At 39.4% G+C, this 19620-nt stretch carries 22 protein-coding genes and 3 pseudogenes; 14 read left to right on the top strand and 11 right to left on the bottom strand.

Annotated features, from left to right (window positions below; translation table 11 throughout):
• Nucleotides 1-9: 9 nt before the first annotated feature.
• From EKM78_RS08345 to EKM78_RS08300, 10 genes and pseudogenes are all read left to right on the top strand, one after another.
• A complete protein-coding gene (locus tag EKM78_RS08345) occupies nucleotides 10-627 on the top strand; it encodes a hypothetical protein (protein ID WP_039106721.1) in 618 nt (205 codons plus the stop codon).
• A complete protein-coding gene (locus EKM78_RS08340) occupies nucleotides 614-982 on the top strand; it encodes a thioredoxin domain-containing protein (RefSeq protein WP_125771237.1) in 369 nt (122 codons plus the stop codon). Before EKM78_RS08345 ends, EKM78_RS08340 begins: the two co-directional genes overlap by 14 nt.
• Entirely contained in the window at nucleotides 983-1453 is a 471-nt protein-coding gene (locus EKM78_RS08335) for a conjugal transfer protein (RefSeq protein ID WP_125771235.1), read from the top strand.
• 1 nt (nucleotide 1454) lies between these two features.
• Nucleotides 1455-2966, top strand: coding sequence for a VirD4-like conjugal transfer protein, CD1115 family (locus EKM78_RS08330; protein ID WP_125771233.1), 1512 nt, complete (start codon nucleotides 1455-1457; stop codon nucleotides 2964-2966).
• A 14-nt stretch (nucleotides 2967-2980) separates the two neighbouring features.
• Nucleotides 2981-3355 carry a hypothetical protein gene (locus tag EKM78_RS08325; RefSeq protein WP_047674914.1) on the top strand — a complete coding sequence of 125 codons (375 nt, stop codon included), beginning with the start codon at nucleotides 2981-2983 and terminating at the stop codon, nucleotides 3353-3355.
• Nucleotides 3356-3360: 5 nt separating this feature from the next.
• Nucleotides 3361-4218: a conjugal transfer protein TrbL family protein gene (locus EKM78_RS08320; RefSeq protein ID WP_125771231.1), complete on the top strand. Its 858-nt coding sequence runs from the start codon at nucleotides 3361-3363 to the stop codon at nucleotides 4216-4218.
• Between the two features lie 11 nt (nucleotides 4219-4229).
• Nucleotides 4230-4640 (top strand): hypothetical protein, encoded by a 411-nt coding sequence (locus tag EKM78_RS08315; protein WP_125771229.1) that lies wholly within the window; start codon nucleotides 4230-4232, stop codon nucleotides 4638-4640.
• Nucleotides 4641-4646: 6 nt separating this feature from the next.
• Nucleotides 4647-6782 carry a type IA DNA topoisomerase gene (locus EKM78_RS08310; RefSeq protein WP_125771227.1) on the top strand — a complete coding sequence of 712 codons (2136 nt, stop codon included), beginning with the start codon at nucleotides 4647-4649 and terminating at the stop codon, nucleotides 6780-6782.
• Between the two features lie 121 nt (nucleotides 6783-6903).
• Entirely contained in the window at nucleotides 6904-7119 is a 216-nt protein-coding gene (locus tag EKM78_RS08305) for a hypothetical protein (RefSeq protein ID WP_014564417.1), read from the top strand.
• Between the two features lie 3 nt (nucleotides 7120-7122).
• Nucleotides 7123-8248: pseudogene (locus EKM78_RS08300) on the top strand (ArdC-like ssDNA-binding domain-containing protein).
• A gap of 100 nt (nucleotides 8249-8348) precedes the next feature.
• Here the strand turns inward: EKM78_RS08300 and EKM78_RS08295 are convergent.
• Nucleotides 8349-9410 (bottom strand): restriction endonuclease subunit S, encoded by a 1062-nt coding sequence (locus tag EKM78_RS08295; protein ID WP_125771225.1) that lies wholly within the window; start codon nucleotides 9408-9410, stop codon nucleotides 8349-8351.
• A 73-nt stretch (nucleotides 9411-9483) separates the two neighbouring features.
• On the opposite strand from EKM78_RS08295, the gene EKM78_RS08290 reads away from it, so the two are divergent.
• Complete coding sequence (locus EKM78_RS08290; RefSeq protein ID WP_057905303.1) at nucleotides 9484-10407, top strand: IS30 family transposase; 924 nt, start codon at nucleotides 9484-9486, stop codon at nucleotides 10405-10407.
• 57 nt (nucleotides 10408-10464) lie between these two features.
• On the opposite strand, the gene EKM78_RS08285 is transcribed toward EKM78_RS08290, so the two are convergent.
• From EKM78_RS08285 to EKM78_RS08235, 10 genes and pseudogenes are all read right to left on the bottom strand, one after another.
• Nucleotides 10465-12396, bottom strand: a complete 1932-nt coding sequence (locus EKM78_RS08285; RefSeq protein ID WP_125771223.1) for an HsdM family class I SAM-dependent methyltransferase — start codon at nucleotides 12394-12396, stop codon at nucleotides 10465-10467.
• Between the two features lie 4 nt (nucleotides 12397-12400).
• Nucleotides 12401-12769, bottom strand: a complete 369-nt coding sequence (locus EKM78_RS13370) for a hypothetical protein (protein ID WP_342768451.1) — start codon at nucleotides 12767-12769, stop codon at nucleotides 12401-12403.
• A gap of 12 nt (nucleotides 12770-12781) precedes the next feature.
• Complete coding sequence (locus EKM78_RS08270; protein WP_125771221.1) at nucleotides 12782-13372, bottom strand: site-specific integrase; 591 nt, start codon at nucleotides 13370-13372, stop codon at nucleotides 12782-12784.
• A 7-nt stretch (nucleotides 13373-13379) separates the two neighbouring features.
• A complete protein-coding gene (locus tag EKM78_RS08265; protein WP_125771219.1) occupies nucleotides 13380-14210 on the bottom strand; it encodes a GIY-YIG nuclease family protein in 831 nt (276 codons plus the stop codon).
• Nucleotides 14211-14352: 142 nt separating this feature from the next.
• Entirely contained in the window at nucleotides 14353-14757 is a 405-nt protein-coding gene (gene arsC / locus EKM78_RS08260) for an arsenate reductase (thioredoxin) (RefSeq protein WP_125771217.1), read from the bottom strand.
• 11 nt (nucleotides 14758-14768) lie between these two features.
• The gene (arsB, locus tag EKM78_RS08255; RefSeq protein WP_125771214.1) at nucleotides 14769-15806 is read right to left on the bottom strand and encodes an ACR3 family arsenite efflux transporter; all 1038 of its coding nucleotides are present in this window, start codon (nucleotides 15804-15806) and stop codon (nucleotides 14769-14771) included.
• A 48-nt stretch (nucleotides 15807-15854) separates the two neighbouring features.
• The gene (locus EKM78_RS08250; protein ID WP_125771253.1) at nucleotides 15855-16064 is read right to left on the bottom strand and encodes an ArsR/SmtB family transcription factor; all 210 of its coding nucleotides are present in this window, start codon (nucleotides 16062-16064) and stop codon (nucleotides 15855-15857) included.
• 39 nt (nucleotides 16065-16103) lie between these two features.
• Nucleotides 16104-17173 (bottom strand): IS3-like element IS1163 family transposase gene (locus EKM78_RS08245; RefSeq protein ID WP_125771213.1). Its coding sequence is split into 2 segments (ribosomal slippage): nucleotides 16104-16945 and nucleotides 16945-17173, totalling 1071 coding nucleotides; the frame shifts between segments, so codons are not numbered across the junction.
• Nucleotides 17174-17250: 77 nt separating this feature from the next.
• Nucleotides 17251-17355, bottom strand: a pseudogene (locus EKM78_RS13115) (ArsR/SmtB family transcription factor); the annotation flags it as partial.
• A gap of 118 nt (nucleotides 17356-17473) precedes the next feature.
• Nucleotides 17474-17674 carry a DUF536 domain-containing protein gene (locus EKM78_RS08235; protein WP_010625606.1) on the bottom strand — a complete coding sequence of 67 codons (201 nt, stop codon included), beginning with the start codon at nucleotides 17672-17674 and terminating at the stop codon, nucleotides 17474-17476.
• 283 nt (nucleotides 17675-17957) lie between these two features.
• Between EKM78_RS08235 and EKM78_RS08230 the strand changes: the two genes are divergently transcribed.
• The 3 genes and pseudogenes from EKM78_RS08230 to EKM78_RS08220 form a co-directional block, all read left to right on the top strand.
• Nucleotides 17958-18245 carry a transposase gene (locus EKM78_RS08230; protein ID WP_003688751.1) on the top strand — a complete coding sequence of 96 codons (288 nt, stop codon included), beginning with the start codon at nucleotides 17958-17960 and terminating at the stop codon, nucleotides 18243-18245.
• 23 nt (nucleotides 18246-18268) lie between these two features.
• Nucleotides 18269-19147 carry an IS3 family transposase gene (locus EKM78_RS08225; RefSeq protein ID WP_125771211.1) on the top strand — a complete coding sequence of 293 codons (879 nt, stop codon included), beginning with the start codon at nucleotides 18269-18271 and terminating at the stop codon, nucleotides 19145-19147.
• Between the two features lie 48 nt (nucleotides 19148-19195).
• A pseudogene (locus EKM78_RS08220) lies at nucleotides 19196-19417 on the top strand (low molecular weight phosphatase family protein); the annotation flags it as partial.
• Between the last annotated feature and the right edge of the window lie 203 nt (nucleotides 19418-19620).

Here is a 19620-nt window from a genome sequence, read left to right as displayed (position 1 = left end):
AACCAACAAATGAAGCGTAGCGTGGTTTTAAGTATTGCACTTGGTAGTTTGATCTTAATTATGTCATTAGGAACGAATGCCTATCAACATAGCCAAGTTAAGCAGGCGCAACAACAGATCAGTCGCCTACAACAGCAGAAGCGACAAGTTAGTCAGCAATTGACTAAAACCAACCAACAAAAGCAGTTATTGAGCACCCAAATTGACAGTTATAAGACCTACCAAAATAATAAAGACAAAAGTCAGGCTGAACTTAGCTTTAATACGGTAGTCACCAAGTTCTTTAAGGTCATGAACAACTTTAAGCCCAAGACCTACGGACAGCGTAAAGATGGCGTGAAAGACTTGATTTCCGACAAGCTATATCAGCAATACTTTTCAAATAAGGGCACGTATGGTGATAGCAATAGTGTTTCAGCTAAGTTAAATCAACTGAACCTGTATACGCAAAGTAAGCAGGGGCAAAATATGAAAGGCTTGGCCGTTGTCAGTTACGAAAGTAAGAGTGGCGACAACGACTGGCAAAAGGCGACGGTACTTTATCAAGTGACTTTCGATACCACCACGGATCGAATCACCGCAGTCCAAAATTTAGGTAGTAGCTTTAAAGCCAGTGACCTTAATTAAGCGGGTTGGTAAGGCCCTAGCGGTAATCGTGGTGGTTTTAGCCGTTAGTGGTTTTGCTAGTCATCAATACGTGAATCACGTGGAAAAACAGCGGCCAGTTGTGACGCTGGCTAAGCACCCTGAAAAAGTGTTGTTCTTCTATCGCGATGATTGCCCGGATTGTCAGTCTATTTTCCATCAAATTTATTGGCATAATGTCATCAGTCACAACATTATCTTGATTAACATGAACCAACCGCAGAATCGGCAATATATTCAAAAATATCAATTAACGTCAGTCCCAACCTTGATCTGTGGTAAGCAACGGTACACCGGTACCAACCAACAAAGAATTAAACAGATAGTAGGTGATTAGATGAAAGACAAATTATTAAACAGCATTAAAGCTAGTTGGCCGTATTCACTAACACTAATCATTGGCTTGTATTTAGCGGAGATTTTAGCTGGCTCTGTCATGGCCTTGTCCCGCTATAAGTTGGCATTTGCGGATCATATGCCAACGGTGTTAAAACAGTTAGTCTTACACCCTTGGCACTATTACAGTTTGTATTTGGGGCAAAAGAACCCGGTATTAATTATCGTCAGTATCGCTGTGGTCCTATACACCATTTATTTTGCTTTGAAACGCAATAGCAAGCACAAAGCGTGGAAAACTGCGGACACTGAAACCCACGGGAGTGCGACCTGGGGGAATTTAAAAGAATTGAGTGACCATTACTTTAGTATCAATGCCAAAGACCTCACCACAGCATTTAACAAGAGTACCAAGGCAGAAATTCTCAAATCATTAGTGGATCGAGAAAAGTCAGCGAAAGGGGGAGATTAACATGAATGGGACGATTTTAGGGATCGTGGATAAACGGATTGTTTACCAGAATAACAGCACCAAACCCAATCGGAATATCTTTGTGGTTGGGGGCCCTGGATCATATAAGACCCAATCAGTCGTCATTACCAACCTGTTTAACGAAACGGAGAACAGCATTGTCGTAACTGATCCGAAAGGTGAATTATACGAAAAGACGGCCGGTATCAAACTAGCCCAGGGTTATCAAGTGCATGTCGTCAACTTTGCAAACATGGCGCATAGTGATCGCTACAATCCTTTTGATTATATTCAACGGGATATTCAAGCTGAAACCGTGGCAACAAAGATCGTCCAGAGTGAAAATGCCGAAGGTAAAAAAGACGTGTGGTTCAGTACCCAACGGCAACTTTTGAAGGCACTAATCCTGTTTGTCATGAACCACCGGTCACCAGAGCAACGAAATTTGGCGGGCGTAACGCAAGTCTTACAAGAAAACGATGTGGAAGCCGAGGAAAAGGGTGCAGATAGTCCGTTAGACACCTTATTTCTTGATCTAACCATGTCTGATCCAGCGAGACGCGCTTATGAGTTAGGTTTCAAAAAGGCCAAAGGGGAAATGAAAGCCAGCATTATTGAAAGCCTGTTGGCGACCATTTCGAAGTTCGTCGACAAAGAAGTGGCCGATTTTACCAGCTTTTCAGATTTTGATTTAAAAGAGATTGGCAACGCCAAAGTTGTGCTATATGTGATTATTCCGGTGATGGATAATACCTATGAAAGCTTCATCAATCTGTTTTTCTCACAATTATTTGATGAATTATACAAATTAGCCGCCGATCATCACGCTAAATTGCCCCACCAAGTCGACTTTATCCTTGATGAATTTGTCAATTTAGGGAAGTTTCCTAAATACGAAGAATTTCTGGCGACGTGCCGGGGGTACGGCATTGGCGTGACGACGATTTGTCAAACCTTAACCCAGCTACAAGCCTTGTATGGCAAGGATAAAGCCGAGAGTATCTTAGGTAATCATGCCGTTAAAATTTGCTTGAATGCCGCCAATGACGTGACCGCTAAATACTTTAGTGATCTGTTAGGTAAATCAACCGTAAAAGTGGAAACCGGTAGTGAAAGTACTAGTCACAGCAAGGAAGAGAGCCATAGCAAGAGCGATAGTTACAGCTATACGAGCCGTTCGCTCATGACCCCTGATGAAATTATGCGGATGCCCGAAGATCAGAGCTTATTAATCTTTAGTAATGCGCGGCCGGTCAAAGCTACAAAAGCGTTCCAATTTAAACTATTTCCAGGAGCCGATCATTTGGTTAACTTGTCGCAGAATGAGTATCAAGGCCAACCAGAAGCCAGCCAGGAAACCAACTTTAAGAATAAGGTAGATAAGTGGGATCAGACAGTTAAAGCACAACACCAAGCAAAAAAAGACGATCAAACAACCGATGACGAAGAAGACAAATTGCAGGACAATATCGATCAAGAATTAGAGTCTAGACATAAGAAGATGCTTGGATAATGGAGGACATATTAATGAAAAAATATCGGAAATATATAATCGCTGTGATGACAGTGTTACTGATTGTTGTTGGACTTACCGCTTGTGGGAAGTCTACAGCACAGGATTTGCAAAGTAATAAATGGTATCTCAACCAAAAAGGACAAAGCTACAAAACCCAATTTAATAAAAAAACAATGATTATTGAAAGCCCCTTGATGAATGTAAATGCCAATTATTCAGTCAGTAATACTTCTGGTAAAGAATATTTAAAAGTAAATACTGATGATGAGAAGAATCAAAAATTTGAATTAACTCAAATTAGCGATGGTTATAAAGCTAAAGCAATAAATAAAACTGCCAAAGCAGATGACGGATTAGGAAGCTTTGAATTGCAAAAAAGGAAGTGATAGATATGTTTGTTTTAGGTGATATTTCAGGACTGGTTCAGGGAGCGATTGCTAAGTTTTTTGAATGGGCACTGTCTGGTTTGTTGGACGGCTTATTCAACATCTGCAAGGCCATTATTGACCAAGCCAATCAAAGCTTGCCAGTTGTTAAAACGTGGTATGCCATCTTCCTGTCCTTTGCGACATCGTTAGTCGTTGTGGTCGTCCTTGGCCGCATTGTGATGACAATTCTAAAAGAGGCAGATGAAAGTACCGATGTCACTTGGGCTAATATCATCATGGACGGAATTAAATCAGCGGCCGTGATCCCGGTCTTCGTGTTCTTACAGGGCTTTATTCAAGGTTCAATTACCTTGCCCCTGCTAAAGTATATGTTTAGTTCTGATCAGCAGTTCACTGCTAAATCAATTACCGGCATGAATAAAATCCCCGGATTAAAAAATGTTGGCGTTTCACTTCCCTTACAAATTTTATTCTTACTCATTTTTACCGTTGTAACCGTCGTGTTCTTTATCAAAATGTGTGTTTTTGTGGCCGATATGGCTTGGTATAATCTGACAATTCCTTTAGCTGCAATGAGCATGGCGACTGAAAGCTTTGATTATAGTGGTACGTGGTGGAAGAAGTACATTTATTACAATGCTTCCATTATTAGCCAGGTGCTTTGTATGTCATTATCAGTGTGGTGTTTTACTAATATGGCTAAATACGGGTTTATTGCCTTTATTGCTTCAATTGGTTTTGGCTTTCTGGTTGTTAAAACGCCTGATGCCGTTAAAGACTTCTGGGCTTCAACTGGTGTCACTAAGAGTGCTGGCATGGGTGCCATGAGAATGGTTCAAAATTATTTTCGTAGCCGTTAAGGGGGGGCGTCATGAAAAGAATTTGGCACTGGTTACTTAAAAAAATTAAAAAGGACATGCAAACTGACCCCTTCACGATACCGCCAAGGCGCACAAAACTGTCGTACTATTTCGATAGTTTTGCCAGTATTATTTTCTATTTAATGGGCCTATATCTTATGTTAATAGACCTGTACCATGAACTGTTTACTTCTGACAAGACCGATTTTGTTGGTACAGCACTAATGGCGTTTATCTTAATATTTGGTGGGTTATTATTTCGCTGGTCAGCGTATGCGGATATTAGGGCCATTAATCGCTACCGACAATATTTGAAGCAACAAGTCATCGATCAGCGGCAAGCATTACGCCGGCAAGAATGGTTAAAGTCGGCTGAACAAGGCAAAACAGAATTAGATCAAAAACTGAATCATAAGGAGTGAACGAACATGACCACTGTTATCTTAGCTGAAAAACCCAGTCAAGCCCGTTCATACGTCCAAGCTTTTCAAAAGAGCACAAAAAAACAGGGTTACTATACGGTTAGTGACCCTGTTTTGCCCGATAATACGCTTGTCACGTATGGTCTCGGACATTTAGTTGAACTAGCCACACCGGATAAATACGATCAGAAATACCGGCAATGGGCCTTATCTAATTTACCGATTTTCCCTGATAAATACAAGTTTGAAGTGTCAGCTAGTAAAAAGGATCAATACGGGATCGTCAAAGACCTGTTAACGAAGGCCGATACCATTATTGTTGCCACCGATAGTGGTCGGGAAGGCTCTAATATTGCCTGGTCAATCATGAGCCAAGCCCAGATTGACGTTAAAAAGAAGACCATTAAGCGGCTATGGTTGAATAGTTTGGAAAAAGACGCTATTATTACCGGCTTTAAAAATCTTGGTGACTGGCACAAAGACTATTTGGCTTATAAAGAAGCCCAAACCCGTCAAATTAGTGATTGGTTGATCGGTATGAATGGTAGTCCCTTATATACTTTGTTATTAAGACAAAATGGGGTACGCGGGGTATACTCAATTGGTCGCGTGCAGACGCCAACCTTGTATATGGTCTATCAAAGGGACCAGGTAATCAAAAACTTTAAGCCGGAACCTTATTTTGAGCTAAATGCGGAAATTTTAGCTAATCAGCAAAAATTAGCCGCAAAATTAGACCCCTATCAGCGGTTTAAAAACGAAACAGGGCTAATGACATTCATGCAAGCTAAACACGTTCAGAAAGGCTCACAGGGTGGTTTAATCAAGGACGTGCAAAAGCAGGCTAAAAAGAGTGCCAGTCCCCAACTATTCTCGCTATCCAGTCTGCAAAGTGCGATGAATAAACGGTATCATGCCAGTGCCAGCCAAACCTTAGCGGCTATTCAAAGTTTATATGAAGCCAAGTTGTTGAGTTATCCCCGAACGGATTGTGCTTATATCACTAATGAAGAATTTGAGTATTTAGTGGCTAATCTGACGAAGTATCTGGGGTTAGTCTCTAAGCAAGTCGCTTTAACCAATACCACACCAAACCAGCGTTATGTCAATGGAAAAAAAGTTGAAGAACACTACGCCATTATCATGACTAAAGTCGTCCCGACTAAAGATCAATTAGCTGCCTTACCTAAATTACAGCAACAAGTCTATGACTTGGTTTTAAGAACGACGTTAGCGATGTTTGCTGATCCGTACGAGTACGAAGAAACCACCATTATCACCCAGGTTGGCGACGCCAATTTTAAAGCAACCGGTAAGGTGCCAACTAAGCAAGGTTGGCAAGCTTTATTTGATGATCACAAAGCCGACCAGCAAGAGGCAGCCACCCTACCGATCGTTCACCAAGGCGACCAAGTTCAAGCAAATCTGCAAACGCCGCAAAAAGAAACGACCCCACCAGTACCGTTTACCGAAGGGACATTAATCACAGCCATGAAGACGGCCGGTAAAACACTTGATGATGAAGAAGCCCAAGCGATTCTTAAAGATGTGCAAGGAATTGGGACAAGTGCGACCCGGGCCAATGTGCTAGAAGTGTTAAAGAAGCGCGGCTATCTCGTCACTGAAAAGAACAAACTCCACGTCAGTGAAGCTGGGATCACATTATGTAAAGCGGTCGAACTCGAACCCTTGCTAACTAGCCCAGAGATGACAGCGAAATGGGAGCAAGCGTTACAGCAAATTAGTACCGAAGAACGTACCCCGGATAACTTTTTGAACCAAATCAAAAAGTTTGTGGCGAAGTTGATCGCTGATGTTCCCACGCAATTAACTGGCAGTGCAGCCATTAAGCAACAAATCGATCATCAGCAGCAAGCCCAAAAAGCCGCCGAGGTCTTCTTAGAAACACCGCAAGCGACCGTTTTAAATAAAAAGAAGTTTTACATTGTAAAGCCTAAGCAAGGCGAAGACTTTACCCTGCCCAAGAAATGGAGCAGTAAAACCCTCGGTAAAACTGCGATCAAAGCCTTAATCACTAAGGGTGAAACCAGTAAACTAAAGGGGTTCAAGAGCAAAAAAGGAAAGTCGTTTGACGCCAAGTTAAAGCTTGACGGCCATAAATTAAGTTTTGATTTTGATTAGAACCTGCCTACCGCCCTACACTACGTTCCGGTTGGTGAACCCGTCATTTAGGTTCACTTTTACAACCCTAAAAGTAAACCCAAACAACGGGTGAGATTAGCAAAGCAAAGGAGATCATAGAATGAACAACGAATTAGCAGTTTTAGCCAGTGAATTACCCGTTTTGCAAGCTAAAGGAACCTACAAGTATTTAAAAGAAATCACTGGTAACGGCGCTTATTATCAAGTAGCCTGGCAAAAATTAGCTGATGGCTACATCGCCCTTTATGGCACGACCCCGATTCAAATCAACGTAGCCCCTATATTGAATGATATTTTTGAAGATGAGGAGGGGTAGACAATGCCGAGTAAAGCAGACGTTAAAGCCTGGAAAGCACAATTAGTCGCCCAAGCCGAACAGCAAATCCTAAAATTAACTGATAGTGACCGATTTAAACAGTATCTTAATACCCTGGCTAAATTTCATCATTATAGCGCCAGAAACATTGATTTGATTTATGCGCAAAATCCGCAAGCCACTCAAGTCGCGGGCTTTAAGCAATGGCAGACGGCTTTTAACCGCACCGTCAATTAAGGGTGCTAAATCCATTCGAATTGCGGCACCTATTATTAAGAAATTAACACCTGCTGAGCAGAAGCATCTTGATACCACCGATGAGCGCGCCATTGTCGGTTATCGCTATCTACCCGTCTTTGATGTGGCACAAACTAGCGGTGAACCAGTGTTAAGTGCTAAAGACTTTGTCAAAGAAAATTTGGCCGATCATCAGAATGTGACAAGCTTATATAACGCGTTCAAAGATTATTTAAACCAGCAAACCGACCTTAAAGTCAGTGAAGTGCCTTTAGCGACGCTAAATGGGGCTAAGGGGTATTTTCAACCCAGCACTAATGAAATCGTCATTGGTGGCGATGAGCCCGACAATGCTTTGAAACTAAAGACGTTATATCACGAATATGCGCATAGCCAGCTACACGGCCTAAAATCAGCCTTTAAAGATCGACCGCGAGCCTATCAAGAAACGCAAGCCGAAGCGGTCGCATATGTTGCCATGCAAAATATTGGCGTTGATACCAGCAACTACTCACTCGGTTACGTGGCCACCTGGGCTAAAGATAAAGCCGTGATCCATAGTGCTTTAAGTGAGATCCAGCAAGTTAGCAACAAAGTGATTGAGCTTAGTGACGGGTTAACCAAACAATTAGGCTTACAAGAAGCCCAAAAAGAACCTGAGCATGATCTAAAAAAGCTATCAGCCCATGATCTTAATAAGTCCTACCAAAGCTTGCAACAACAAGTTCAGCAAGCAACGAATCCACAACAAAAATCAGAACTAAAAAATAAATTAAATGATGTACACCAGAAAATCAGTAAGCGAACTCAAAAACAGCTGCAAGCATTTGCTGAACAGAATCCAGGAATCAAACAACCCGAATCCGAACTTGATCAAAGTTTAAAACGGTAGCTGGTTTTTATATTCGCCATAATCATTAAGACATGATTTCATTCTTCTATCACTATTAGATCGTGAGTGCATCATTTTGCACAATTCCTAATTCAAATAATTAACGCGCATTAATGTATTGCAAATAGTTATTGTACTTCTGGATCATCTTGTTTTTAACGTATTGTTCCATGTATTTATAGTCAGGGGTACCATCCGACATAGCAGGCAACATAACCTTATCGACTCGCAAATGGCGAGCATTTCGCTTATATCCATGTCCATATTTAGGTCTAATCAAATCCTGACTTCCAACAAAGAACAATCCCGTATATGGATTTAACCAGTCAGCATATCCATAAATAACATCAGTCGTTGAGATAAACGGCTCCTTTTTATAAACGGCATATCCAGCAGCGCCATCACCATTTTTTATAAAGCCAATACAATTTCCTGACTGAACCATAGGCTTAGACACGTCATCTAATGCAACACGGCATAAAACACCATTATTACGATTAGTAGCACCCAAATATTCAATACCACCAGAATCAACTTGGCGCAAATGCACCAATCCTTTACCTTTACCGCCAACCAATTTAGAAAACAATTCACTAATCACAAAAGGCTTCCAGTCCACTGAGTTAATGGCAGGCAATGACTGAACTGTTCCCAATTCTGCTAATCGATCATGAACATAATCTAAATAAGATTGCCGTTTTTGGCTCAGCCTTTCGCGTACATAATCAGACATAAAATCATAATCAGGTTGTCCCTTATCGTTAACTGGAAGCATAATCCCTAGACGTTTCAAACGAGCCTCGTTAACTTCTCGATTAAAACTAAAATTATGTTTTTGTTTCTCTAAACACGCTGCCATAAACAAATATATATATTTAGAGCCATTTCCCAAGTGAAAGCTAGTTATATGATCACTTGCAACATAATCAAAAGGTTCATAGAATGCTGTTCCAACTGATCCACTATTAGCTAAACTAATACTTTCACCAAAAACCCGACTATTTTCTGTAGGTTTAATCCAATCTGCAACTCCATTATTCAATGCGCTTGAAGAAACATATGGCCAATTTCCTGGAATATGGTCAGCATTTTTAAGCCTTTTTCCACGTTGAATATGGTCAAATATATCAGTAGGGTAGATTGTAAAATTTAAGTTGAACATATTAGTGGACAGAAAAACCCATAAAGGTCTTTAATGGTGTCACCACAACATTCCACTAGAAAGAAGGACCTTTATGGGCACCACTATTTTATCATTCCAGAACCGTGTTGTCATTGAAACGCTTCATAATGAAGGACATTCCTTGCGATACATCGCTAACTACTTAGACTTTAGTAAGACCACCATCTTTAACGAACTTCACCGGCTAAATAGTGAGTACCAGGCTGGGCTAGCGCAAACTGACTTTGAACGAAAGGTTAGTCAACGGGGGCGGAAGTCTTCGCTCACTAAAAACCTTAAACACTTGATCGAGGAAAAGATTCAAGTCCAGAAGTGGTCCCCTGAACAAGTTGCCCATGTGGTGGGGATTGCCTACAAGACGGTCTATAACTGGATTGATCAAGGATGGCTTGATATACAGTTGCCCGATTTGCCTGATCATGGAATTCGTCGTCATCGTGCTAAAGAAAAGCGTGGTACGTTCAATCACGGCCGCTCCATTGAGGAGCGGCCTCATAAAGTCGAAACTCGCCAGGAATTCGGTCACTTCGAAGCTGATACAGTTTTATCTGGAAAACGTAAAGGTCAAGCAGTAGCTACGTTTGTCGAGCGTAAGAGTCGGCTTACCATCGTTAAACGGCTTAATGGACGAGATAGTACTTCAATGACCAAGGCTATTTTAGAATTGGCTAACCAGTTAGGAGATAATCTCAAGACCCTTACTGTTGACCATGGGAAAGAATTCGCCAACTACAATTTGATTGAAGAACAGGCCGGTGTTCCGCTGTACTTTGCGCACGCTTATTCGCCACATGAACGAGGCAGTAATGAAAATCGCAACCGAGTACTACGCCGCTTCATTCCCAAAGGTCAACCGATTGATGAGATTACCGATGATGAATTGATTCAAATTAACTGGTATTTGAATTCCCGACCACTCAAATGTTTAAATTGGCGAACACCGATTGAGATCTTTTTGCGTAATCTGCGTTACTAAATTTGTTCAAGTTATTTCTTGCAATCTGCCGTAGCATTAAATGCTCGCCATTTTTGGTCATTCAGTTTCATCATAACCACCAATCTTCTTATCCTTAAACAAATATTCACGTCCAGCCATGATCATTGAAAACTCAAAATCTAAATAATCACTAATTGATTTGTCAAATTCCGCATCGGTCGGCACTTCATCATTAAAGTAATAGAAACTGTGCAACCATTCGTCCGTTGGTTTAACCGTTGACTTAACGCAGAACTTTGTTGGAGCTTCCACGTTATCATGCCAAACATCTAATAAGTATTGTTTGCGGTCCTTGACTCGTGAAGTTACGACTAATCCAATATGAGGACTAACTTCATAACCATCATCACGAAAATCAATAAACTTGACCTGTTTATCCGCAGGGTGAGGCTCGTGAGCAGTAAATACAGCAATCACGGGGTTAGTACCGACACCATAGAAAGTGTTAGGATTGCACGTTATAACCCCCTCAAGAGTATGCTCTTTCAGGATAGCCTCTTTGTATTGCTTTTCGGCTTTGGACTTACCAACCATTGTAGATTGTGGAATAATCACAGCTACACGACCATCAGGAAGGACACTATCCAACAAATGCTTAATGAAGCTAATTTCATATTGATCAGGATCTTTTTTTGAACCCTGACTGTATGGTGGGTTCATCATACCAACATTGGCCATTGTTTCGGTTTGGAGTTTTGTTGCTGGTTGTTGCAGAAAATCCTCATTTTTTAGATTTGATTTTCCATCTCCACGTAAAATCATGTTTGTCGTTGCAATGGTGAACATATAGTCTTGTAGTTCAATTCCATATAGCTGATTACGACGAATATCACGTCGCTGCTGGTCACCAGAGGCCTGTTTAAGCATATTGTGCATTGCAGCGATCAGAAAGCCAGCAGTCCCACAAGTAGGGTCAAATACATGGTCGGTAGGCTTTAGGTCTACGAGATCACAAAACAGTTCTGTGATATGCTTAGGCGTCAAAATAATACCTAAACTTTGACCGTCACCACCTGAATAACTCATAAATTCACCATAGAACCGACCCAGATAGTCCTCTGCAGAGTTTGTATAACGAATGTCTTGATAAATAGTACGATTGATAAACTCGGTGTAATAACGTAATGGTGTCATACCAAGTCGAGAATCTTTAGTATTCAACTTAGCTGAGTCTTTGATGATACTGAACTGACTCAATAACTTATCTAACTTGGTCTGTGGTTGGACATTAGAACGCCGTAAATTAGATTTAATAGCGTCCATTAACTTATCACCATCAGTGTTAACCGTATCACCGGTTAATGAATCAATACTAAAGTTGCGAGCTTCTCCCTCACGCAAAGCTAAAAGAATACCAGATACGACCAACGGTTTATCAACATCTTTTAACTGACCATATGTCCGTAAATCTTCGTGGAGCTGAGCAGCATCTTTAAGAATATCAGCAGTAGTCTTTTCCTCGTTGGTATTCTCATGAAGGACTTCTTTTAGATAGTATTCATCAATGTTTTTCTCGTTAAAACTAATAAAAGACTCAACGTCTGGTAGCACATCATAGTCACCACGTTCGTTAACAAACATTGGGGTGATTTTATGCAACTTCTCATTACCTGAAACCCCAAAGGCAAAACACTTCTTATACGAAGTACGTTCCAGAATATGCCGAGCATAATGTAATGCCCCATTCAACGCATATTTAGGAACGACCATCGGATCATCAGTCGTGATAACATCGTGATCAGTATAAACATGATTGGAAATATCAGCCTTATCTTCAATCACCAGCAAATAGTCCTTTACGACCCCAACATACTCGGGATAACCAGACTTCCCATTCAATTTTTTACTGGCAGTATGAAGTGCATCATCAATACTTTTTATGTGAGAGCTTTGATAGTCCAAATCAATCTTAGAATCATTTAACAGGTGATCCACCCATAAATCCGTAGACCCTTCAACTCGTGCCATTTAATCAATCCTTTCCGTGAAGCCATCTCCAAATAGCTCCATGTTCTTGTTTTTCTGGAAGTTTGTCAAATGGTGTTGAAGGATAGTTTCTATCCTTTGGAGATCTCCTCGTGTGGGAGATCTTTTTTGTTGTTTTATTAGTTGCGGCGTTTAATCTGGTGTGTTGTCTGAATATCGTACTTGAAGGCATAACACTTTGACGAGAGTTCATCTGCCAACGAATTTTTAAGTCTTCACGCGACAATAATTTTGGCAGGTGTGTTTTTTCAATTTGAGCTTGTTGCTGCAATTTTTGTGTAAATGCTTGTTTAATCTTGTTTTGGTGCCAATCATCAAACAGCTCGTACTTGTTGGTTTCAAAATCTAAATCCATAAAAACACCCCCCTAACCAAAATCAATTTGATCTAGCATCGTTTCGGTACTAGCCTGGTCTAAGCCTAAATAAGCTAAAGTCATTGCCTCACTGGAATGATTGAGCAAATTCATGACTAAGCCAATATTATAATTTGATTGCGTGTAAACGCGATAAGCACCGGTTTTGCGCATTGTATGGGTCCCTAGATAATTAATGCCTAACAGATCACCAACTCGTGCCATCACCTTATAAAATTGTTTCTCAGTGATATGACGGTCTGAATGGGCCGTTGAAGGAAATAACCAATCCGAATTGATGTTTTCTTGGACCAGCCAATTATGATATTTCAGCAAGTCTTGTTGCACGGGCTTTAAATATAGTGTATTTGCTTTGCCGGTCTTTTTATCATGAATAAAGGCCGTGTGTTTAACAGAGCCATCTGGATTATAGACATCGGATTTCTTTAACGTCATCACATCACTCACGCGTAGTAGAGTGGCTTTGCCGACTTGAAAGATAGTGTAGTTACGACGACCCGCCCGAAAACTATCTAATAAGGTGTCTTGTACCATTTTTAAGACGTTAGAGTCTTTGATTGGTAGTACTATTTGTTGCACCATAGAGAATTTACCACCTTTCAAAGGTCACTTTATTGTTTGTTAAATTAGCTAATATTTGTATCTTTTTATACAATGCATCTTTCGAAAAATTAACATAGACATGATATTTACTGGAATCTATAGCTTTAGTTAATTTTGTACCTTGTCCTGAGACGCGCTCTAGGGTTCCTATTATTTGTACAGTATTGGGTTCAGTCGAATTTATTAAATCCGTTAATTTAGCTATATCTGACGACAAGACAAGCGTAGATACTAATTTAATAAAGACGTCTCGGTAAGAGCTTCCTGTATAATGCTGTCTACCAAATAAAACCGAAATAGTATCGTTGTTTGGAGTAGGGTCCACCCTATCAAATTCGGTATCATCACTAGCAAATAAGTTAATATTTGCGATATCTATCAATACCCGTTCAACTTTCGATAACAATGATAAGGCAGAAAATTGGCTTAATTTATCAATATAGCTCTGATTACCTTGGGTATTATTATCTAGTTCGATTTCTGCTCGTTTCATTTTTTCAATTATTTTGCGTTCTAGCAGATCTAACTGTGCTTTTGATAAATGGCCATCTTCACGGCCAAAAAATATTAATTTATTCCACCAAGGCTTATTAATATAGTGTTGCTGCAACCGATTAAAAATAGCATTTGATGCTTGACCTATATATCGTTTATCATTACCTAACAATATATAGATACCAGGTTTTTTAGACTCATCAATCAACTGAATGCTAGTTAGATCATCTTTATTCGCAATGACCACAAATGATGGTTCGTCATAGAATATTGAAATATTATCATTCCCGGACTCTCGATTGATAAATATGTGATTAGGCATGTGATCATCGACCTCGTTTTTTAAGTACTATTATAGCACCTAACAAAAAAACAACCCCTGTTATCTAGTAGTTAGATAACAGGGGTTGCTTTAATAAGTTTTTATAGGGGCGATAATATAAAAATGGACCCTATTTATAATTTTATACAAGTTCGAATAGATTATCTTTTATTTTGTTTCGAACTTTTCTAAAGGCTTGTAGTTTTTCTTTTTCTGTTCCAGTGGCTTTTGCAGGGTCGGGTAATGGCCAATGAATACTTGTAGCTTGTGGTGGAATAACTGGACATTTATCTCGTGCATCACCGCATAAAGTAACAATTAGATTAGCTGAATTGAAGTAATTTAAATCAATCAGTTTTGAATACTGCTGACTAATATCGACACCATCTTCTGCCATAACTTGTACTGCATTTTTGTTTAAACCATGCTTTTCTACGCCCGCACTTCTAATTTCAAATTTATCGGAAGGAAAAAGTTCTTTTGCGTATCCTTCGGCCATTTGGCTTCGACATGAATTCCCGGTACAGAGAAAATAGATTTTTTTCATTTGGTTACTCCTTAATCATAATATTTTCTTTTAATCCATAGTGCTACATCAACTAATAAGATCATTACCGGTACTTCAACCATTGGGCCAATAACGGCAGCAAATGCTTCTCCAGAATTCAAGCCAAATATAGCGACTGTTACTGCAACAGCTAATTCAAAGTTATTACTTGCAGCGGTGAAAGATTGTGTCGCAGAAATTGAATAACTAGTTTTAGTCTTTTTCGCAATCCAAAAGGTTATGAAGAACATTAAGACAAAATATAGTAATAAAGGAACAGCAATTCTTATTGCGTCCATTGGTAGTTGAACTACTTTTGCACCCTTGACAGAAAACATCACTACTATTGTAAAGAGTAAAGCCCAAGTAGTAATTCTGCTTATTTTTGGTACATATTTATCTTCAAACCATTCTTTACCCTTTGTGCTAATGATAAAGTAACGAGAACCAATGCCCAAAATGAAAGGAATACCAAGATAAATAAAAACACTTTTAGCAATTTCACTCATTGTAATATTAATTGTCTGTGTTTGTAGCCCAAAGAATTTTGGTAAGACACTAATAAAGAAGTATGCATAAACGGAATATAGCAAAATCTGAAAAATTGAGTTAAAAGCTACTAGACCAGCAGCATAATCGTTATTACCCTGCGCTAATTCATTCCACACAATAACCATAGCAATACACCGTGCTAAACCGATCATGATTAAACCAATCATATAGTTTGGATAATTGTGTAGAAAGATAACAGCAAGAGCAAACATTAAAATAGGGCCAACGATCCAATTTTGAACTAATGAAAAAGCAAGTTCCTTTTTGTCCTTAAATACATCACCCATTTTGCCATAATTAACTTTGGTTAGTGGTGGATATAGCATTAATATTAAGCCTATTGCTATTGGAATTGATGTTGTACCGATAGACCAACTATTAATTATTTTAGGGAGCGATGGAAAAGCTAAACCGTTAATAATTCCCAGTGCCATAGCTAAAAATACCCATAAGGTCATATAACGGTCCATGAATGATAAATTTTTAGAAGTACGCATAATAGCCCTCCATATAGATATTTCTATGTATAATGCAAAATAAAAAAGCTAACAGTTTGAATGTGAATCCTTACATATGCAATGGTCAGTTTTAGATAGTATTTGTGTTAATTCACTAATCAGTCCTTCTTTTTTGTTTGAATTTAAAGAATAATAGTGCCACTTAGTATCTTTTCTTACGTTAACTAATCCACTTTTTTCCAGAATACTCATATGGTGGGATAGAGTCGGTTGTGTAAAGTTAAAGTGTGCAAGTATATCACACTGCTCCTATGTCAATAAATGGCACATCTTTTTCTAAACACTCGTTCTAATTCTGTCGGAATTAAACCAACTGATGTAATTTGAGGTTCGGATTACCAAGTCCTCAAAATTGGAAAAAGTTGTTTGAAAGGCAAACTCTCTCTTCAACAATGAGTGAAAAGCTTCAATTGGCCCATTATCATAAGGATAACCTTGTTTTGAGTATGAGTGGCTAATCTGATGCCGTTCAAGTAAAGTTTCAACTTCGTTGCTGGTGTACTGTGAACCCATGTCAGAGTGAAAATATTGTGGCTTTTGATAACATTCAAGCGCCTGATTAATCGTTTCTACAACTAACGTCGCCTCCATCCGATGACCAATCTTGAAAGCAAGAACTTGATGAACCTTTGGTTCGTAAATAGAACTGAGATAAACCCAGGTTCCTGGACGTAATTCCAAATAAGTAATGTCAGCACGCCATATCCTTGCATTGGGCTGGTGCTTGATTAAATTGGGGCGTTGTGAATGATCCACATGAGTGCCAGGTTTTTTAAATCGCCGATTCATTAAAGAGTGAATCTCCATTTCCCTCATTAATCGTAAAATTCGGTTTGACCCAACACAGATGCCTGACTTGCGAAGCACCATCGTTATTCGTGGATAACCATAGGCACGATAATTATTTTCCCAAATCAATTTAATTTTTTCTTTGAGCTGATTATCAACACGTTCGTGTTGACTAGGTTGATATCTTTTCCAATGGTAATAGGTGCTGCGCGGTAATTTCAGTGCCGAAAGAATAATTGATAAGCGGTGTCGCAATAACTGATCTTCTATGAGGACAAGGCAATTAATTCGTCCTAATGCTTTCCCAGTAACACCGCCGCAGCTTTTAAAATTTCAAGTTCCTCCTTTAATCGCTGATTTTCCTTTTGAAGTTGTTTGAATTCTTTGGACGTTACTTCAGTACCGTCTTCTAGCTCAACTGATTTAGCGCCTTTAACCCAGTTATGAATTGCGGCTGGAGAAACACCGTATTCCTCGGAAAGCGAGCGAATAGATCTTTTCTCTTCACGATGCATCTTCACAATGCTGGCTTTAAAATCATCTTGATATCGTTTCATTGGAATGCTCCTATCTTGTTTTATTAATTATGGCACAACTGTTCAGAAATTTATGTACCAAATACTAGGATAGGAGCACACCCACACATCTCACCACAGGACAGCATTTCTAGAATCTTAAGACGGTTAGGTTCAGCAACCACCTTTAAAAGTGATGCCAAATCTTTATACTCATAGTGCATCAGTAAATTCCTCCACATTAAACATAGACGATTATCTATATTGTATCACATGAATAATGAAAAAGATTGCCGTTCGGACGAAATTAGATTTTTTACTATTATTACAAAACCAGCAGTATTAATGTGTTATTCGCCAAAGCCAACCATGTTTTTCTTCATTTGCCGATTTAGCTGTTACTTTTTGTGGTAAGTCAGGTTGTGTTTGCTTGTGAGTAGTTAAATCTAATTGTTGCGCCTGGTCAGCAATCCTATTTGCTGTTGCAATCTGTTCATCTTTTACAGTTAATTGCCGCCTTAAATTATAAGTTAAAAACGACAATAACACCAATCGACAAGCAAAGCTTAAACTTGGTTGTCGTTCTTGTCGTTTTTTAAACTAGGTATCAATCTTCAAGCTAAACTATAATTGATTTGGTTCTGGTTGTTGCCACAAATGAATGTTGCTTTAACAGCAAATATCCCGAATTAACAACAACTCAAGTTTGCATCTAGTTTTTTCCCTAATGGCTTGTTTTGATACATGGGCCTAGAATAAAAAGTGTACAAGTTAAATAGAGACTCTGATTTAGTATACTTAAGGAAGTAAATTGGAGGATCAAATAATGACGAAGCACAGTTATGACAAGGAATTTAAGGAACAGGCCGTTCAGTATTACTTAGATAACAAGGATCACATGACCATGAATGAAATAAGTAAGAATCTAGGTATTGGGGCTAGTACATTACATAAATGGATTAAGCTGTTTACTGAGACTGGGGAGTTTGGCCGTGGCTCCGGTAATTTTGCCAGCGATAAGGACAAGGAGATTGCACGACTAAAGCGTCAACTTCGTGACGCTGAAGGAGCGATCGAAGTATTAAAAAAATCAATCGGGATTCTGAGCAAGTAACTACCGAAAAGATATACCAAGAAATGGACGTTCAGCACGCTTTGGAATCCCACCCTTCCATCAATGGTATGTGTGATTATGTTGGAATCTCAAGAAGTGGTTACTATCAACGAGAAAAGCGTCATAATCACCAATCACCGCGAAAGCTTCGGAAGAAGTTTATTCAAGGTGAAATTAAAGCAATTTGGCTCAAAAGCCTTTGTATTTACGGTGCCGGCAAAATCACCCAAGAACTTCGCTCAAAAGGATATAAGATCGCTGAACGAACTGTTGGTAAGTATATGCGTGAACTTGGCATTCACGCCGTTTACCTAACCCCTTGGACGACTACCACTCGCAATTCTAAGTTTGATAAACAGCTAATAAATATTTTAGACGAGCAGTTCAATCCATTGCGACCAAACGCCGTTTGGTGCATTGACACCACTTATATTCCAGTTCATGACGGATTCGTTTATTTAACCAGTATTATGGACTTGTACTCCCGACGGATCATTGGTTGGGACTTATCTGAAACCTTGGAGGTATCGAATGTCATCCGACTTATTGAAAAGACTAAGCACAGTCGCCATATTAGCAAGCCATTAATCATGCACAGTGATCGTGGTAGTCAGTTTACGTCTGAAGCTTACAATCAAGTTACAGCTAACATGACATTAAGCTATTCAAAGAAAGTTTATCCTTGGGATAATGCCTGCATTGAGTCGTTTCATGCCTTGATTAAGCGTGAATGGATAAATCGGTTTAAAATCCATTCATACTCCGAAGCTAAACGACTAGTTTTTCAGTACATTGAAACGTTTTACAACACAGTTAGAATTCACAGTCACTGTGGATTCAAATCACCAAAGCAACTTGAAGATGAGTATCAAACTCAAATTCAAAATTTAGTCGTGGCATAGGACAAAAAAGTCTCTATTTAAATTGTCTATTTTATTGACAGGGGACCAGATCCCGATTATTTGCTTCACAGTGACCTAGTTGTCACCTTATGTGGAGACGCTCGTGATCGCTGTCCAGTCACCCCACCAACGGTCAAGAAAAAGCATTGGCCACTTCCAGACCCGGCTTTAGCAGCTGGATCCGAACAGGATAGAATAGTAGTTTTTCGGAAGGTCAGAGATCAAATTGAGCAGCAGATTATTGACTTAGCAAAAGTCGGTAACCTCTGAGGAATCAGTAGGTCCGTAACCAATACGAATTTTAAAATAGCGGTAGAAAACCGTATATTCAGATAACAAACATTCTGAGTGTTCGGCTTCCTACCGCTACTTTTCGTATGGATGTTCCATTAACCCCAAGCTTTAAAGATAAAGATCAAATCTTGAGCTATTTAGATAAATATAATAAAGGTAAAAGTAAGGTCAATAAGGTG

Origin of the sequence: Companilactobacillus furfuricola (assembly GCF_003946325.1) — a bacterium.
GTDB lineage: Bacteria > Bacillota > Bacilli > Lactobacillales > Lactobacillaceae > Companilactobacillus > Companilactobacillus furfuricola.
Note: the sequence above shows the minus strand (reverse complement) of the source record. Positions and strands in the feature narration are given on the sequence as shown.

Excerpts from the sequence above, each read along its gene's own strand:
- EKM78_RS08315 (WP_125771229.1), top strand. The coding sequence starts at position 4,230 with ATGAAAAGAATTTGGCACTGGTTACTTAAAAAAATTAAAAAGGACATG.
- EKM78_RS08230 (WP_003688751.1), top strand. The coding sequence starts at position 17,958 with ATGACGAAGCACAGTTATGACAAGGAATTTAAGGAACAGGCCGTTCAG.
- EKM78_RS08290 (WP_057905303.1), top strand. The coding sequence starts at position 9,484 with ATGGGCACCACTATTTTATCATTCCAGAACCGTGTTGTCATTGAAACG.
- EKM78_RS08335 (WP_125771235.1), top strand. The coding sequence starts at position 983 with ATGAAAGACAAATTATTAAACAGCATTAAAGCTAGTTGGCCGTATTCA.
- EKM78_RS08265 (WP_125771219.1), bottom strand. The coding sequence starts at position 14,210 with ATGCCTAATCACATATTTATCAATCGAGAGTCCGGGAATGATAATATT.
- EKM78_RS08345 (WP_039106721.1), top strand. The coding sequence starts at position 10 with ATGAAGCGTAGCGTGGTTTTAAGTATTGCACTTGGTAGTTTGATCTTA.
- EKM78_RS08225 (WP_125771211.1), top strand. The coding sequence starts at position 18,269 with ATGGACGTTCAGCACGCTTTGGAATCCCACCCTTCCATCAATGGTATG.
- EKM78_RS13370 (WP_342768451.1), bottom strand. The coding sequence starts at position 12,769 with ATGGATTTAGATTTTGAAACCAACAAGTACGAGCTGTTTGATGATTGG.
- EKM78_RS08320 (WP_125771231.1), top strand. The coding sequence starts at position 3,361 with ATGTTTGTTTTAGGTGATATTTCAGGACTGGTTCAGGGAGCGATTGCT.
- arsB (WP_125771214.1), bottom strand. The coding sequence starts at position 15,806 with ATGCGTACTTCTAAAAATTTATCATTCATGGACCGTTATATGACCTTA.
- EKM78_RS08305 (WP_014564417.1), top strand. The coding sequence starts at position 6,904 with ATGAACAACGAATTAGCAGTTTTAGCCAGTGAATTACCCGTTTTGCAA.
- EKM78_RS08325 (WP_047674914.1), top strand. The coding sequence starts at position 2,981 with ATGAAAAAATATCGGAAATATATAATCGCTGTGATGACAGTGTTACTG.
- EKM78_RS08330 (WP_125771233.1), top strand. The coding sequence starts at position 1,455 with ATGAATGGGACGATTTTAGGGATCGTGGATAAACGGATTGTTTACCAG.
- EKM78_RS08285 (WP_125771223.1), bottom strand. The coding sequence starts at position 12,396 with ATGGCACGAGTTGAAGGGTCTACGGATTTATGGGTGGATCACCTGTTA.
- EKM78_RS08295 (WP_125771225.1), bottom strand. The coding sequence starts at position 9,410 with ATGTTCAACTTAAATTTTACAATCTACCCTACTGATATATTTGACCAT.
- arsC (WP_125771217.1), bottom strand. The coding sequence starts at position 14,757 with ATGAAAAAAATCTATTTTCTCTGTACCGGGAATTCATGTCGAAGCCAA.
- EKM78_RS08310 (WP_125771227.1), top strand. The coding sequence starts at position 4,647 with ATGACCACTGTTATCTTAGCTGAAAAACCCAGTCAAGCCCGTTCATAC.
- EKM78_RS08270 (WP_125771221.1), bottom strand. The coding sequence starts at position 13,372 with ATGGTGCAACAAATAGTACTACCAATCAAAGACTCTAACGTCTTAAAA.